Annotated in this window: 13 protein-coding genes; 6 read left to right on the top strand and 7 right to left on the bottom strand. The window is 73.4% G+C overall.

Features of this window, described 5'->3' with window-relative positions:
- Positions 1–21 precede the first annotated feature (21 nt).
- On the bottom strand, positions 22–2,064 hold the full coding sequence (locus ACTJJZ_RS05100; protein ID WP_440720104.1) for a ComEC/Rec2 family competence protein: 2,043 nt from the start codon (positions 2,062–2,064) through the stop codon (positions 22–24).
- Positions 2,065–2,165: 101 nt separating this feature from the next.
- Between ACTJJZ_RS05100 and ACTJJZ_RS05095 the strand changes: the two genes are divergently transcribed.
- Positions 2,166–2,543 carry a hypothetical protein gene (locus tag ACTJJZ_RS05095; RefSeq protein ID WP_440720103.1) on the top strand — a complete coding sequence of 126 codons (378 nt, stop codon included), beginning with the start codon at positions 2,166–2,168 and terminating at the stop codon, positions 2,541–2,543.
- On the opposite strand, the gene ACTJJZ_RS05090 is transcribed toward ACTJJZ_RS05095, so the two are convergent.
- On the bottom strand, positions 2,521–3,186 hold the full coding sequence (locus ACTJJZ_RS05090) for a ComEA family DNA-binding protein (protein WP_440720102.1): 666 nt from the start codon (positions 3,184–3,186) through the stop codon (positions 2,521–2,523). The two genes, ACTJJZ_RS05095 and ACTJJZ_RS05090, sit on opposite strands and share 23 nt — an antisense overlap.
- A 191-nt stretch (positions 3,187–3,377) precedes the next feature.
- On the opposite strand from ACTJJZ_RS05090, the gene ACTJJZ_RS05085 reads away from it, so the two are divergent.
- On the top strand, positions 3,378–3,983 hold the full coding sequence (locus ACTJJZ_RS05085) for an HD domain-containing protein (RefSeq protein ID WP_440720101.1): 606 nt from the start codon (positions 3,378–3,380) through the stop codon (positions 3,981–3,983).
- 41 nt (positions 3,984–4,024) lie between these two features.
- Here ACTJJZ_RS05085 and leuS read toward each other — a convergent pair whose 3' ends face one another.
- Entirely contained in the window at positions 4,025–6,592 is a 2,568-nt protein-coding gene (gene leuS, locus ACTJJZ_RS05080; protein ID WP_440720380.1) for a leucine--tRNA ligase, read from the bottom strand.
- 186 nt (positions 6,593–6,778) lie between these two features.
- On the opposite strand from leuS, the gene ACTJJZ_RS05075 reads away from it, so the two are divergent.
- Both ACTJJZ_RS05075 and ACTJJZ_RS05070 read left to right on the top strand, forming a co-directional pair.
- Positions 6,779–7,855, top strand: a complete 1,077-nt coding sequence (locus tag ACTJJZ_RS05075; protein WP_440720100.1) for an App1 family protein — start codon at positions 6,779–6,781, stop codon at positions 7,853–7,855.
- 21 nt (positions 7,856–7,876) lie between these two features.
- Positions 7,877–8,779, top strand: a complete 903-nt coding sequence (locus ACTJJZ_RS05070; protein WP_440720099.1) for a 3-methyladenine DNA glycosylase — start codon at positions 7,877–7,879, stop codon at positions 8,777–8,779.
- A gap of 60 nt (positions 8,780–8,839) precedes the next feature.
- On the opposite strand, the gene ACTJJZ_RS05065 is transcribed toward ACTJJZ_RS05070, so the two are convergent.
- Positions 8,840–10,033 (bottom strand): glycoside hydrolase family 3 N-terminal domain-containing protein, encoded by a 1,194-nt coding sequence (locus ACTJJZ_RS05065; protein WP_440720098.1) that lies wholly within the window; start codon positions 10,031–10,033, stop codon positions 8,840–8,842.
- A gap of 74 nt (positions 10,034–10,107) precedes the next feature.
- Here ACTJJZ_RS05065 and ACTJJZ_RS05060 point away from each other — a divergent pair, with 74 nt between their 5' ends.
- The gene (locus ACTJJZ_RS05060; protein ID WP_440720097.1) at positions 10,108–11,397 is read left to right on the top strand and encodes a threonine/serine exporter family protein; all 1,290 of its coding nucleotides are present in this window, start codon (positions 10,108–10,110) and stop codon (positions 11,395–11,397) included.
- Between the two features lie 155 nt (positions 11,398–11,552).
- Here ACTJJZ_RS05060 and ACTJJZ_RS05055 read toward each other — a convergent pair whose 3' ends face one another.
- A complete protein-coding gene (locus ACTJJZ_RS05055; protein WP_440720096.1) occupies positions 11,553–12,629 on the bottom strand; it encodes an NAD(P)-binding domain-containing protein in 1,077 nt (358 codons plus the stop codon).
- A gap of 161 nt (positions 12,630–12,790) precedes the next feature.
- Between ACTJJZ_RS05055 and ACTJJZ_RS05050 the strand changes: the two genes are divergently transcribed.
- Positions 12,791–12,940 (top strand): hypothetical protein, encoded by a 150-nt coding sequence (locus tag ACTJJZ_RS05050; RefSeq protein WP_440720095.1) that lies wholly within the window; start codon positions 12,791–12,793, stop codon positions 12,938–12,940.
- Between the two features lie 7 nt (positions 12,941–12,947).
- On the opposite strand, the gene ACTJJZ_RS05045 is transcribed toward ACTJJZ_RS05050, so the two are convergent.
- Both ACTJJZ_RS05045 and ACTJJZ_RS05040 read right to left on the bottom strand, forming a co-directional pair.
- On the bottom strand, positions 12,948–14,267 hold the full coding sequence (locus ACTJJZ_RS05045) for an RNA polymerase sigma factor (RefSeq protein ID WP_440720094.1): 1,320 nt from the start codon (positions 14,265–14,267) through the stop codon (positions 12,948–12,950).
- Positions 14,268–14,311: 44 nt separating this feature from the next.
- A complete protein-coding gene (locus ACTJJZ_RS05040; protein WP_440720093.1) occupies positions 14,312–14,521 on the bottom strand; it encodes a hypothetical protein in 210 nt (69 codons plus the stop codon).
- Between the last annotated feature and the right edge of the window lie 65 nt (positions 14,522–14,586).

Raw genomic sequence — 14,586 nt, 5'->3', positions numbered from 1 at the left:
CGTACCGGCGGGTGCCGACCTTCACGGCGCCCTGGCGGCCGTCGAGGGCCGAGGGGACGCGGGCGGGGGCCGGGTCGACGGGGGCCGGGTTGACGGGGGCCGGGTTGGCGGGGGCGGAGTGCGGATGGACGGAGCAGGGGGCGACGTCTCCGCGGGCGTCGGCCGCTGCGTCCACACCCGCAGCCCCCGCTCGTCCTCCGAGACGAGGATCGTGCCGCGCTGATCCGTGCGCAGGATCGGCGTGTCGAGGGCGCGGAGCATGTCCAGGGTGGTCTGCCGCGGATGCCCGTAGTCGTTGCCCGCTCCGACCGAGATGAGTGCGAGCGCCGGGTTCAGGGCGGCGTACAGCTGCGGATCCTGATCGGCGCTGCCGTGATGGGCGACCTTGACGACGGTCTCGTCGTGCGGGTGCGCGATCCGCCGCAGCATCCCCTGCGAGGCCGCGGAGAGATCCGCCAGGAACAGCGAACGCGGCACGCCGCCGCCGGACACCTCGACGATCACGCCCGCGTCGTTGCCCGGCGGGAAGACCTTCTCGTCCCTCCTCGGCCACAGCACGCGCCAGTCGGCGTCGCCGAGGCGGCCGGTCATCCCGGCGGCGGCGTCCACCAGCCCCGCCCCTCCGGCCGCCAGGCGGTCGAGCTGCCCCTGATGCGCGGGGGTGTCCACCGGTCCGTGCAGCACCGCGTCCGCCCTCCCCACCAGCACGTCGGAGGATCCCGCATGGTCGTGATCGAAGTGCGTGAGCAGCAGCACGTCGAGGTGCGAGACGCCGAGGTCGCCGAGACAGCGCCGCAGCGGCTCCGGATCCGGACCGGTGTCGATGAGCATCGTGCGGCCCGCGCTGCGCACCAGGATCGCGTCGCCCTGGCCGACGTCGCACAGCGCGATCGCCCAGTCGGCCGGCCTCTGCACCAACGCGATCGGCCCGGCCAGGACCGCCCACCCGCCGGCCGTGCCTGTCAGCACCGCGAGCAGGCCAGCGCCGAGGATCCGCAACCGGGGCCGGAGCGGGCGATGCGGGGCGATCAGCGCGTACACGCCGGCGCTCAGGGCGGCGACGATCGAGGCGGTGACGATCCCTGCGGGGGCCGCGATCGTCGCGGCGGGAAGCCCGGCCGTCACGACCGCCGTCTGCGCGATCCACGCGGAGGGCAGCCATGCCGCGGCGGCGAAGAGATCCGCGAGCGCCGGCAGCGGCATCGCGAGACACGCGAGCAGACCGAGCACCGTCGCGATCGGCGAAGCCGGCTCGGCCAGCAGATTCGCGAGCACCGCCACCACCGACTGCTGCGCCGCGAACAGCGCGATGATCGGCCCGCACGCGAGCTGCGCCGACAGCGGCACCGCCACGGCCAGCGCGATCGGATGCGGCAGCCAGCGATCCAGGCCGCGGGCCAGCGGAGGCGCCAGCACGATCAGCCCGGCCGTCGCCGCGGCGGACAGCGCGAAGCCGGGGGCGGCCGAGAGCCGCGGGCCGGCGAGCAGCAGCACCGTGACGGCCAGGAGCAGCACCGACAGGCCCGCCCTGGGTCTGCCGAGCAGCAGCGCGAGCATGGCGACACCGGCCATCGCCGCCGCTCTGATCACACTCGGCTGCGGGGTGACCAGGACCACGAAGCCCGCGAGGAACGCGGTCGCCACCGCGATCCGCAGCACTCTCCCCCCGCCGAGCAGCGCCACCAGACCGAAGCCGGCGGCGGCGACGAGCGCGAGGTTGCTGCCGGACACGGCCGTGAGGTGGCTCAGGCCGCTCGCCTTCATCGCCGCGTCGAGCTCAGGGGTCACGGCGCGCACGTCGCCCACCGCCAGCCCCGGCAGCAGTTCGGATCCGGGTTCCGGCAGGCGCTGCGTGCGGGCGATGAACGCGGCGCGGATGTCGCCCGCGAGCGCCTCGACGGGTCCGCCGCGGGAGAGGTGCTCGACGGTCCCCGAGGCGAACAGGACCAGGGCGGCGCGCTCCCCCGCGTCCGTGCTCTTGGCCTGTGCCGTGAACCGGAGCACCGTCCCCGGCCCCAGCGTCGCGGCGTGCCCGTCGGCGGGGATCCCGATGCGCACCGGCACGCGCAGGTCGCGCTGCCGGCCGCCGGGACCGATCCTGATCGTGTCGGCGTCCGCCCACAGCCGGCCGNACGGCAGGGAGCGAGCGCACCCTCACCTCCGCCGTGACCGCGTGGCCCTGCAGCGTGGTCGCCTCGTCGCGCGCGGGGCCGGACAGCGCGATCGCCGCGCCGATCGCCGCGGCGACGGCGGCGCAGACCACGATCAGCGGAACCGCGCGAGCGACCGCGGCGGCCGGCGGCCGTGCGCTCCTCGCCATCCGCCCGCGTCCGAGCACGAGCGCGAGCGCGAGCACGACCGCCGCACCGGAGACCGCCCAGGACGACCAGGGCAGGAACGAGACCAGCAGCGCCACCGACCACGCCGTGGCGGCCACGGGGACCATGCGGACGTCGCGCACCCGCCGACGCGGCAGGACCGCGCCGGCCGAGGGCCGCTCGACTCCGCGTACGGTGCCGCTCACACCCGCACCAGATCCCTGATCGATGCGAGCATCTTGTCGCCGATCCCCGGCACGCCCAGCAGATCGTCGACGCTCGTGAACCGGCCGTTCGCGGTCCGCCAGTCGATGATCCGCTGGGCCAGGGCGGGGCCGATCCGCGGCAGGGTGTCGAGCGCGGCCAGATCCGCGGTGTTCAGATCCACCAGACCACCCGGCGGGCCGGATCCGCCCGTGCTCGAACCACCGGCACCTCCCGCCCCGGGAGATCCCCCGGCGGGAGCCGCCCCGGTCGCCGGAACGAGGATCTGCTCTCCGTCGACGAGCGGTCGCGCGAGATTGACGGCTCCCGGATCGGCGTCCGGCAGCGTGCCGCCGGCCGCCGCGAGAGCCTCCGCGACCCGCGCGCCGTCGTCGAGCACGTACAGCCCCGGGTGGGCCACCTGACCCAGCACGTGCACGTAGACGGATCCGGCCGCGATGCCGGTGGCGCCGGGGGTCGGGCCCCGGCCGACCGGGATCGTCTCCGGTCCCGCGGGCGCGCGCATCAGCAGTCCGGCACCCACCGTGACGGACACCGCCACCAGCGCGACCACGACGGCCGCGCCCAGGCCGAGCCGGATCCTCCGCGGTGTGCGCGACGCGATGACCGGCGCCGGCGTCTCGAGCTCCGCGTCCTCACTCACACGCCGACGCTATGCGTCCGTGCCGCCGCGCGGACCGCCCGTGCCGCAACGGGTGCGCAAGCCGTGTTCGCGCCGCGCTGTGGAGGGCGACCGGGTCGGGCGACCGCCCACGCGGCGATGACGCGTCGCCGCGGTGCCGTCCGTCCGCAATACGCTGAAGGCTCCCCGCCATCGCGACGAACCGGAGCCTCATGCGCGTCAAGGACTTCCCCGAACCCCGCACCGCCGCCGCGCGCGGCGCCCGCGAGCTGCTGCGCGACTTCCATACGCCGGCGCTCGCGAACCACGTCATGCGGTCATGGCTGTGGGCGGAGGCGTTCGCGGTCGTCGAGGGGCGCGCGGGCGTCGACCACGAGCTGCTCTACACGGCCGCTCTGCTGCACGACATCGGCCTTGTGCCCTCGTTCGACAACGACCTGCTCGGCTACGAGGAGGCGGGCGGCTTCGTCGGCGAGGCGCTCACCGCCGGGGCGGGCTGGCCCGCCACGCGCCGGCGCCGCATCAACGAGGTCATCGTGCGCCACAACTGGCCGGAGGTGGATCCGGACCTGGACCTGGAGGGATACCTTCTCGAGACCGCGACCGGCCTGGACATCTCAGGGCGCCGCGACTCGGAGATCCCCGAGGACTTCCGCCGCGAGGTGCTCACCGCCTACCCGCGTCTGGCTCTCGCCGAGGAGTTCGGGACCTGCGTGATCGACCAGGCGACGCGCAAGCCCCGCAGTCAGGCGCGACGGCTCGTCGACGGCGGGCTCGCACGCAAGCTCGCCGACAATCCCCTCGAGCGGCTGGTCTGACCGCAGCGCGGCAGGGCCGAGCTCAGGGCGAATCCCCCGGCTCAGCCCTTGACGGCGAAGTTGACGATCTTCGGCGCGCGGACGATCACGCGCGCGATCTGCTTGCCCTCGAGGGCGCGCTGCACCTTCTCGTCCGCACGGGCGAGCGCCTCGAGGTCGGCCTCGCCGATCTTCGCGGGCACCTCGAGCGTGGTGCGCACCTTGCCGTTGACCTGCACGGCGCACGTCACGGTGTCCTCGACGATCAGCAGCGGGTCCGCCTGACGCCAGGTCACCAGCCCCACGGACGGCTCGTGTCCGAGGATCTCCCAGATCTCCTCCGCGGTGTGCGGAGCGACCAGGTCGAGCATCACCGCAAGGGTCTCCGCCGCCTCGCGCACCGCAGGGTCGGCCGCGCCGGGACCGGCGTCGATCGTCTTGCGGATGGCGTTCACCAGCTCCATCAGGCGGGCGACCAGCACGTTGAACTTCGTCTGCTCGATGAGCGCGGGAGCGTCGGCCAGCAGGCGGTGGGTGGCGCGGCGCAGCGCCGCGTCCCCGCCGTCGAAGACCACGTCGACCGGGCTGTTCACGTCCTCGGCGACGCGCAGCGCGCGGGCCAGGAACTTCTGCGCGCCGGTGGTCGAGACGTCCTTCCAGTCCTTGTCGTCCTCCACGGGGCCGGCGAAGGCGAGCGCGACGCGCAGGGCGTCCGCGCCGTACGCGTCCAGCTCCTCCTCGAACAGCACCAGGTTGCCTTTGCTCTTGGACATCTTGGCGCCGTTCAGGATCACCATGCCCTGGTTGATCAGGCTCGAGAACGGCTCGGTGAAGTCGATCAGGCCCTCATCGAACAGGACCTTGGTGATGAACCGCGCGTACAGCAGGTGCAGGATCGCGTGCTCGACGCCGCCCACATAGGCGTCGATCGGCGCCCAGCGGCGCGCCTCGTCGACGTCGAACGCGACGGTGTCGCTGTTCGGGGAGAGGAACCGCAGGTAGTACCAGGAGCTGTCCACGAACGTGTCCATGGTGTCCGGGTCGCGCAGCGCCGGCTCACCCGTGGCCGGGTCGACCGTGCGCACCCACGACTCCGCCGCACCCAGCGGGCTCGTCCCCCTCGGCGACAGATCCAGTCCCTCGACCCGCGGCAGCAGCACCGGCAGCTGCTCCTCCGGCACCGGCACGATCTCGCCGTCCTGGGTGTGCAGCATCGGGATCGGAGTGCCCCAGAAGCGCTGGCGGGAGATCAGCCAGTCGCGCAGGCGGTAGTTCTTCGACTTGCGACCGGTGCCGGCCGCCTCGAGCTGCTCGATCGCGCGGGCGATCGCGTTGCGCTTGGACAGGCCGTTCAGCTCTCCGGAGTTGATCATGCGGCCGTCGCCGGTGAGGGCGATGCCGGTCTTCGCGGGGTGCTGGTCGTCGAGCGCGTCCAGCGGCTCGATCGGCACGCCGTCCTCGTCCAGCTCGATGATCGGCAGCGCGCCGGTGACCGGTGCGGTGGTGTCCACCACGACCCGCACGGGCAGGTCGAACGCGCGCGCGAAGTCGAGGTCGCGCTGATCGTGGGCGGGCACGGCCATGACGGCGCCGTGGCCGTAGTCGGCCAGCACATAGTCGGCGGCCCAGATCGGCAGCCGCTCGCCGTTGACCGGGTTGATCGCGTAGCGGTCCAGGAACACGCCGGTCTTCGGCCGGTCGGCGGACTGGCGGTCGATCTCGCTCGTCTTCTGCACCTGGGTCAGGTAGTCCTGGAAGCGGGTGCGCACCAGCTCGGAGGATCCCGCGGCCAGCTCGGACGCCAGGTCCGAGTCCGGCGCCACGACCATGAACGTCGCCCCGTGCAGGGTGTCAGGGCGGGTGGAGAACACCGTGACCGGCTCCTCGCGGCCCTCGATGCGGAAGTCCACGTCCGCGCCGACGGAGCGGCCGATCCAGTTGCGCTGCATCTGCAGCACCTTGTGCGGCCAGAAGCCCTCGAGCTGGTTCAGGTCGTCCAGCAGACGGTCCGCGTACTCGGTGATCCGGAAGTACCACTGCGTCAGGTTCTTCTTCACGACCTCGGCGCCGCAGCGCTCGCAGCGCCCGTCCACGACCTGCTCGTTCGCCAGCACCGTCTGGTCGTGCGGGCACCAGTTCACCGGGCTCTTCTTGCGGTAGGCCAGGCCCCGCTCGTACAGCTTCAGGAACAGCCACTGGTTCCAGCGGTAGTACTCCGGATCGGAGGTGTGCAGCACGCGGCTCCAGTCGAAGGAGACGCCGTAGGCCTGGAAACCCGCCTTCTGCTGCGCGATGTTCTGGTACGTCCACTCGCGCGGGTCGGCACCCCGGCGGATCGCGGCGTTCTCGGCCGGCAGGCCGAACGAGTCCCAGCCGATCGGGTTCAGGACGTTGTGCCCGCGGTGCCGCCAGAAGCGCGCCACGATGTCGGAGTAGAGGTAGTTCTCCGCGTGGCCCATGTGCAGATCACCGGAGGGGTACGGGAACATCGCCAGCACGTACTTGCGCGGGCGCTTGTCGTCGGTGCCGCCGGCCCGGAACGTCTCGTTCTGCGCCCAGTACTTCTGCCACTTCGCCTGGAGCAGGTGCGCCTGTTCGGCCGCCGACAGCGTCTCGCCCACCTCGGGCATGGCGGATGCGGTGTAGGACGGGTTCTCAGACAACGCGAAGACCACTCTCTTGCAGCAAAGGAACGTCCCCCGAGCAGGGGAAGTTCCAGATTATCCCAGCATGCGGCCGGGCGGGCTCCGCGCGCCGTCCCGCCGAACCGGATCGGGGCGTGCATCCCGGCCGGGGCGTGGGAGACTAGAGGCGCTATGCCGCCGCCCGCTCAGAAGCCGTCGCCCCGCAGCCCGGAACCGTCCTCGCGTCGGCCGGCACGGATCCACTGGTTCGCCCGCCTGGAGCACCGCTTCCACGCGTGGCGCGAGCGGCGCGCCCGCAAGCGCGGTCGCAGCGCCACCGTCGTGCCCTTCCCCGGCTACGGCGGCCCCGGCTGGATCCGGGTGGTCGGACGCGTCCTGATCCTGCCGAAGAGCGGCCGCAAGGGGCGTGACGCCAGCGTGCGCGGCTGGCGCAGCTTCGTCGGCATCCCGGTGAGCTTCTCCACGGTCACGATCACGGTCGGCGATCGCACGCACGAGGTCACGGCCGACCGCGGCGGGGTGATCGACTGCCGGATCGAGGCGGAGCTGCCGCCCGGCTGGCAGCAGGTGACGATGTCGGCGGAGGATCAGGAGCCCGTCACGGCGCGGATCTTCGTGGTGGCGGAGGACGTGCGCTTCGGCGTGGTCTCCGACGTCGACGACACCGTGATGGTGACCGCGCTCCCCCGCCCGCTCATCGCCGCGTGGAACTCGTTCGTCGTGGACGAGCACGCCCGCACCCCCGTCCCGGGGATGGCGGTGCTGCTCGAGCGGCTGATGCGCGATAACCCGGGCTCGCCGATGATCTATCTGTCCACCGGGGCGTGGAACATCGCGCCCACGCTGAACCGCTTCCTGTCCCGGAACCTGTTCCCCGCCGGATCCATGCTGCTCACCGACTGGGGGCCGACGCACGAACGCTGGTTCCGCAGCGGCCGGGAGCACAAGCAGACGAACCTGAGCCGGCTCGCGGCGGAGTTCCCGAACGTGCGCTGGCTGCTGATCGGCGACGACGGGCAGCACGACGAGGCGATCTACGGGCAGTTCCTCGCCGAGCATCCCGAGTCGGTCGCCGCCGTCGCGATCCGCCGCCTGCTGCCCGCCGAAGCCGTGCTGGCCGGACGCCGCGCCGGATCCCGCGGCGACGGCGACGCCGAGATCGACGCCGTGGTGACGGTGCCCTGGGTCAGCGCCGAGGACGGCGCCGGCATCCTGGACACGCTGATCACCGCCGGCGTGGTGCAGTGAGGCGATGACAGCAGTGCGGCGATGACGAGCCTGCCGACGGTCGCCGCGGTGCGGGCGCGCCTCGACCGGGAGACCTGGACCGCACGGGCGGCGGCGCACGCCGAGCGTGCGGACGCGCTCACGGCCGATCATCGCGCGCGCCAGGCGCGGCGCGAGAAGCATCCCGTGCACGACTTCCTGTTCACCTACTACGGCTACAAGCCGGGGCAGCTGCGCCGCTGGCATCCCGGTGCGGGCGTGGTCCTCGAGGACGCGCCGGAACGGGCGGGCTGGCGCTGGTACTCCCCGGATCCGGACGCGGGATCCGCGACCGTCGGCCTGATGCCGGACCCGGCGGCCTTCGCCGCGGAGAAGCCAGAACTGGCCGCTCTCGTGCGGGAGATGCTCGAGCGCACGGCGGCGCGCCCCGGCCAGTTCGGCTGCTTCGGGCTGCACGAGTGGGCGATGGTCTACCGCGCCCCCGAGCACCGGCACGCGGCGCCGCTGCGGCTCGGCCAGGCCGGCACCGACGCCGTGGTCGAGCAGGGCGAGCTGCGCTGCACGCACATCGACGCGTTCCGCTTCTTCACCCCCGAGGCCGTGCCGCGCAACCGGCTCGCCCCGACCCGCGAGACCCAGCCGCTGCTGGAACAGCCCGGCTGCCTGCACGCCGGGATGGACCTGTACAAGTGGGCGATGAAGCTCGGGCCGCTCGTGCCCGGCGAGATCCTGCTGGACGCCTTCGAGCTCGCCCGCGACATCCGGATCCTCGACATGGAGGCCGCGCCCTACGATCTGTCGGCATGGGGCGTCGTGCCGGTGCGGATAGAGACCGCGGAGGGCAAGGCCGAGTATGTGCGCCGGCAGCGCGGCTTCGCCGAGCGCGGCAACGCGCTGCGTCACCGGATCCTCGAGGCCTGGTCGGGGACCGGCACCGGTCGCTGAGCGAGCGGCGCGCGACGACAGGACGCGCGGGAGAACGCAAGACGCCGCAGCCGCGACGGCTCAGCCCGCGGTCGCGCTCTGCAGTCGCAGCGCCACCACGTGCGAGACCGCGTCGGCCAGCCTCGATGCGGGCAGGTCTCCGCGCTGCACGGCGGCGGCCAGGCCGTCGGCGATCTTCTGCGCGGTGTCCGGTCCCGCTCCGCCGAGCGCGAGCACGAGGTCGCTGCCTGCCGCCACCGAGCGCACGGCGTCGGCCACCACGTCGGCGTACGCGGGCACGCCGGAATCGGTGAGCATGTTCAGGTCGTCGCTGACGATGACGCCGCGGAACCCGAGGTCGTGCCGCAGGATCTCGTGCCAGCGCGGCGACAGCGACGCGGGCTCGGCGTCCACCGCCGTGTACGCGAGATGCCCCATCATCACCACGGGCGCCCCGGCGCGGATCCCGGCCAGGAACGGCGGCGCGACCTGCGCGCGCCAGGTGGCGAGGTCCATGCCGGTGCTCGGGATGCCGTGGTGCGAGTCGCCCTCGGCCGCGCCGTGCCCGGGGAAGTGCTTGAGGGTGCTGCGCACGAACGGAGCCTCGCCGCGCACCGCCGCGGCCACCCGATCCGCCGCTGCCGCCGGATCGGTGCCGAAGGAGCGGTCGTAGATGAACGAGTCCGGCCCCTGCGGGACGTCGGCGACGATGCCGAAGTTGACCGTGACCCCGGCGGCCTGCAGGAGCCGACCGCGCGCGGCGAACGCCGTCTGCGCGGCGCCGGGCGGTTGGGACTTGAGGACGTCCGCGCCGGGCTGGTCGTCCCAGGGCAGCCGCACCACGTCGCCGCCCTCCTCGTCCGTCGCGATCAGCGGCGGCAGTGCAGGATCCGCCGTGAGCGCGGAGGTCAACGCATGCAGACCGTCCGGCGTGCCGGGCACGTTCGATCCCATCAGGATCAATCCGCCGCCTCCGCCGCTCATCGCGGTCCTCAGCTGCGCCGGATCCGTGCCAGGCACGTTCCCCATCACCACCGCCGCAGCCCGCTGCCGCAGGTCCATCCGGTCGACGATCGCCTGCACGCGCTCCGCCGGGGAGGATCGCTGCCGCGCCGCCGGCGCGGACGGGCTCGGCGCGTGCGAGGAGGCGGCGGGCCGGGGCCCGGCCGGAGCGCAGGCCGTCGCTGCGAGCAGCGCCGCGAGCAGGGCGGCCGCGATCGCCGCGCGCCTTGCCCTGGGCGCGCGGGTGCCGTGTGCTCCCGCCCGTGTTCGCATGCCGTCCAGCGTAGGTTCGCCACCTGGACGACACCGGTGCGGACGCAGGCGTGCCACGCCCTACGATTTCAGTGATGTCCCCTTCTGAATCCGTCAGCGTCGACGTCGCGCTCGGCGATCTCGGTGCCCTGCTGCTCGACGCGGGCGTGTCCGTGACCGATGTGCGCGGCACGCTCGAACGCGCCCGCGACGCCACCGCGCCGGGCGAGGGCCTCGCCTTCGCGGTGCTCCCCGAGCACGTCCTGGTCAACCGGCCGGGGATCCCGGGTGCGACGACGATCGCCGCCGGGGAGGGATTCGATCTCACCTTCCGCCAGACCGCGCACGCCTCCCGCCTGGCGCGCCGGCTCGAGGCGGGCAACGTCGGCCTCGACCAGGTGCCCGCGCACATCGCGCACATCCGCGGCATCAGGCGCCGCCACCCCGGACTCGAGCGCACCCTCGGCGGGGCGCTGCTCGCCGCCGGTCTCGCGCTGCTGTTCCGCTGCCCGTGGTGGGCGGTGCTGCTCGCCCTGCTCGTCGGCGCGCTCGTGGCCGCGATCGTCGTGATGACCGATCGGGTCAGGGCCGCGGCGGCGGTGATCCCGTTCGTCGCCGCCCTGGTGTCCACCCTCATCGTCGGCGTCGTCGCCGATCGCCTGGGCTTCGGCGCCGTGCCGCTGTTCGCGGTGTGCGCGCCGGTCGCTCTGCTCGTGCCGGGCGCGCTCATCACGAACGCGCTGCTCGAGCTCACGGCGGCCGACATCGTGACCGGCGCATCACGGCTGATCTACGGCCTGATCATGCTCGGGTTCATGGCCGCCGGCATCTTCACCGGCGCCGCCGTGACCGGCCTGAGGGTGGATCCGCGTTCGGCTGCGCTGGTCGGCGAGACGTCGCTGGTGACGGGGCACAGCGGCTGGGAGGCCGTGCCGCCGTTCTGGCTGTCCTGGCTCGGGGTCGTGGTGCTCGCGATCGGCATCGGGCTGAGCTTCGGCGCCGGGTTCCGGCTCACCGTCGCCACCGTGATCGTGATGATCTGCACCTACGCCGCTCTCGCGCTGCTGAGCCCCTACACGGGCAGCACGGTCGCGACCGGGGTGACCGCGGGGCTGCTGTTCCTGGCCGCGCGTGTCCTGGAGCGGGTCACGCTCGCAGTGCCGGCGACGGTGTCGTTCCAGCCGGCGTTCCTGCTGCTCGTCCCCGGGACCGTCGGCCTGGTCGCCCTGGCGTCGTTCGACGCCCAGGCGCTCGCCGCTGCGCCGCTCGTCTTCGTGAGCCTGTGCATCGGCACCAAGGTCGGCGCCCTGTTCGCGGACGCGCTGCGGATCACCCGCCCCGTCTCCCCCCGCACGCTGACGGGGTCGATCCGGGTCATCCGCTGAGGCCGATCCGGCGCGCGGTGGAGGCCGAGCCCTCGTCGGGCGCACGCCGGCACGCGTCCCTTCGACAGGCTCAGGGACCGGGGAAGGCTAGGGACCGGGGAAGGCTAAGGACCGGGGAAGGCTAAGGACCGGGGAAGGCTAAGGACCGGGGAAGGTCAGGGACCGGTGAAGGTCAGGGTATGCTCGTGCGCCGCGAGCCGGCGCTGCACTCCCCTGGCGGCCGTCCGACCGGCGCGGTTCGCCCCGATCGTGCTCGCGGACGGCCCGTACCCGACGAGCTGGATCCGCGGATCCTTCACCGCCGTCGTGCCGCGCCCGTGGCGGTCCAGCTGGATCCCGCCGCGTTCGCTGCGCAGGCGCAGCGGCGCGAGGTGCCCGATCGCGGGACGGAACCCGGTCGCCCACAGGATCGCGTCCACTGGTTCGAAGGATCCGTCGGCCCAGCGCACGCCGTCCGGCTCGATGCGCTGGAACATCGGGCGGCGCGCGTCGTAGACGCCGAGCCGCGCCGCCTCCTGCTCCTGCGGACGCAGCATGAGCCCGGTGACGCTGACCACGCTCTGCGGCGCAAGCCCCTGCGCGACCCGCTGCTCGACGAGGGCGACCGCGGCCGCGCCCGCCTCGGGCGTGAAGTCGCCGGTCCGCCACACCGGCGGGGTGCGCGTCGCCCAGAGCACGTCGGTGAGCGGGGCGAGCGCGCCGAGGAACTGCACCGCCGACGCCCCGCCGCCGACCACGAGCACCCGCTTGCCTCGGAAGTGCTCCGGACCCGGATAGTCGACCGTGTGCAGTTGCTCGCCGAGGAAGGTCTCCATCCCCGGATAGTGCGGCAGGAACGGCTGGGTCCAGGTCCCTGTCGCGTTGATCAGCGTGCGTGACAGCCAGATGCGCTCTCCGGCGTGGACGGCCAGGATCCCGTCTTCGTCGTCGACGCGATCCACGTGCACCGGTCGGATCACCGGAAGGCCGTGCGCCCGCTCGTACCCGCCGAAATACGCCGGCACGGCGCGATTCGCCCGTGCGGTCGTCCGCGGCGGCGGGACCGAGCCGGGCAGTTCGGCGACGCCGTGCACGTCCTGCATCGTGAGCGCGTCCCAGCGATGCTGCCAGGCGCCGCCCGGTGCCGCGTCCGCGTCGAGCACGACGTGCGCGACGCCCAGGCGCCGCAGGTGATACGAGGCCGACAGCCCCGCCTGCCCTGCTCCGATCACGATGCTGTCGAGGAACTCCACGCCCGAGTGCAACGTCGCGCGTCGCCTCGCTGTTCCCCGGGCCGGCAGTCGGGCCGGCGATCCGAGGGGGACGATTCACAGCGGTTGCCTGGGGCGGCGTGCTTGCATCGGCGTATGGGGACAGCACCGGAGGACCTCGTCGTCGATCAGGGGCGGACGTCATGAACCGTCAGCGCGGCCGGCGCCGCAATCGCGCCGACTACCGGACGCCCTGGCTGCTCAGGGAGGTGTACGGCGCGCCGGTCTGGGGGATGATCCTCGTCGCGGTGGTCGTCGTCGGCATCGGCGTGCTCTACCTCTCCCAGCACTGAGGAGACGTCAAGGCCCCGTGAGCGGCGTCACGAGCTGGTCCACGATCGACACGGTCGATCCGAGCACGCCGCCCGGCGAGGTCGTCAGCCCCGCGGCGCCGGCCACCTGGGTCAGCGCGGGGACGGTCAGGGACGCCTGAACGGATCCGGGCGAGCCGTCCGGTGCCGACAGGCCGACGTTCGCCTGGATGACCGGAGCGATGCCTGCCGTGATCGTCAGCGTCCGCGGGACCGTCGTCGGTGCCGGTGCTGTCGGCAGCGGCGCGGGCGCGGCCTGCGGAGGCGCGTTCGCCCGGACCGGGTCCGGTGGCGGCGCGGCGGGACGTCCGGGCGCCGGGTCGGGGCCCGCAGCCTCCGACGCCGTGGGAGCGACCAGCGGAGCAGGAGCCGACGGGGTCGCCGCGACAGCCGGGGGCGCGGTCTGCGGTGCCTGCGACTCCGAAGCGGGCAGCACCACCGCGCCGAGCAGCGCGGCCGCGATCCCGGCCGCGGCGAGCCGCGCCATCGCCCCGGCTCCCGCAGCCGTGAGGACTGCCGCCGCGGCCGGGGCCGGAGTGAGGGCCGCCGTCACGGGGAGGCCGATCCCGACCGCGCCGAGCAGCGCCGCGGACAGCGCTCTGCCCTGCACCCGGCCGGCCGCGCCTCGCATCCCGTGGAGCAGATCCGCGCAGGTGACGCAGGCGACGATGTGTGCCGCGACCTGGGCGGCCAGCGTCGCGTTCCCCGGTGCGGCGAGATGCTGCGGGAGAAGCCGGGCGATGTGCGCGGGATCCTCACGCAGCGCAGCGGGGACCTGCCTGGCCAGCCACCGCGACTTCATCCCGGTGCGGGCGCGGCGCTGCAGCGCGGACACCGCGTTCGGGGTGATCCCTAACTCGCGGGCGATCTCGGTGCGGCTGACCTCGGCGACCTCGGCGAGCCAGAGCACGCGCTGCCAGCGCTCCGGCAGCTGTGCGAACGCCGCGGCGACGTCCGCCGAATCGGCCTCCCGTTCCAGCGCGCTGAGCCCGTCCCGCCAGTCGATCTGCACGACCTCATCGGTGTCGACGACGTGCTCGGCCTCGTTGCGCCAGTGCACCGCGGTGTTTCGGATCACGGCTCGCAGGTAGGCGCGGAAGGCCGATTCCGGGCCGTTGCGCACGAGCGTCAGCTGCCGGTAGATGGCGAGGAAGGATTCCGAGACCAGATCCTCCGCCCGGGCCGGAAGGATCCGCCGCGCACAGCGGAGCCCGGCGTCGAAGTGGCGCTCCCACAGCGCCTGGAAGGCGCCGGCGTCCCCGCCGCGGACGGCCGAGAGCAGCTCCGCATCCGTGCGGGCGTCCGTCATTCGTCCTCCTGCGAGCCGCGCCCGGTCGGCGAGACGAGCCGGCGTCATCCTCCCGAGCGGGAGTCCTCGGACGAGGACCTCGCCGGCGGATCCATCATCGCATCCCATCGCCGTGGATCGCGGAGCGCCTCGGGTTCGAGTTCGAGTTCGCGTTCGACCACGTCCCGGATGACCTCGAGCGACCACGCCGCTCCGAGCCGCAGCGGACGTCGCGCGAGGACCGGCTCGCCGGCGATCCAGCCGTCCTCGCCCATGCATGCCCCCTCACGACAGCGGTGCTCGCTGTCGGCGAGCCTCACTTACCAGGAGTGGGTGACGG

Origin of the sequence: Microbacterium sp. 22242 (assembly GCF_052045495.1) — a bacterium.
In the GTDB taxonomy this organism is placed as follows: domain Bacteria; phylum Actinomycetota; class Actinomycetes; order Actinomycetales; family Microbacteriaceae; genus Microbacterium.
The sequence above is the reverse complement of the archived record's forward strand: the minus strand, read 5'-3'. Positions and strand labels throughout refer to the sequence as shown.

Coding starts and splice junctions, on each gene's coding strand:
- ACTJJZ_RS05060 (WP_440720097.1), top strand. CDS start 10,108: ATGTCCCCTTCTGAATCCGTCAGCGTCGACGTCGCGCTCGGCGATCTC.
- leuS (WP_440720380.1), bottom strand. CDS start 6,592: ATGCCCGAGGTGGGCGAGACGCTGTCGGCGGCCGAACAGGCGCACCTG.
- ACTJJZ_RS05075 (WP_440720100.1), top strand. CDS start 6,779: ATGCCGCCGCCCGCTCAGAAGCCGTCGCCCCGCAGCCCGGAACCGTCC.
- ACTJJZ_RS05050 (WP_440720095.1), top strand. CDS start 12,791: ATGAACCGTCAGCGCGGCCGGCGCCGCAATCGCGCCGACTACCGGACG.
- ACTJJZ_RS05065 (WP_440720098.1), bottom strand. CDS start 10,033: ATGCGAACACGGGCGGGAGCACACGGCACCCGCGCGCCCAGGGCAAGG.
- ACTJJZ_RS05070 (WP_440720099.1), top strand. CDS start 7,877: ATGACGAGCCTGCCGACGGTCGCCGCGGTGCGGGCGCGCCTCGACCGG.
- ACTJJZ_RS05045 (WP_440720094.1), bottom strand. CDS start 14,267: ATGACGGACGCCCGCACGGATGCGGAGCTGCTCTCGGCCGTCCGCGGC.
- ACTJJZ_RS05040 (WP_440720093.1), bottom strand. CDS start 14,521: ATGGGCGAGGACGGCTGGATCGCCGGCGAGCCGGTCCTCGCGCGACGT.
- ACTJJZ_RS05085 (WP_440720101.1), top strand. CDS start 3,378: ATGCGCGTCAAGGACTTCCCCGAACCCCGCACCGCCGCCGCGCGCGGC.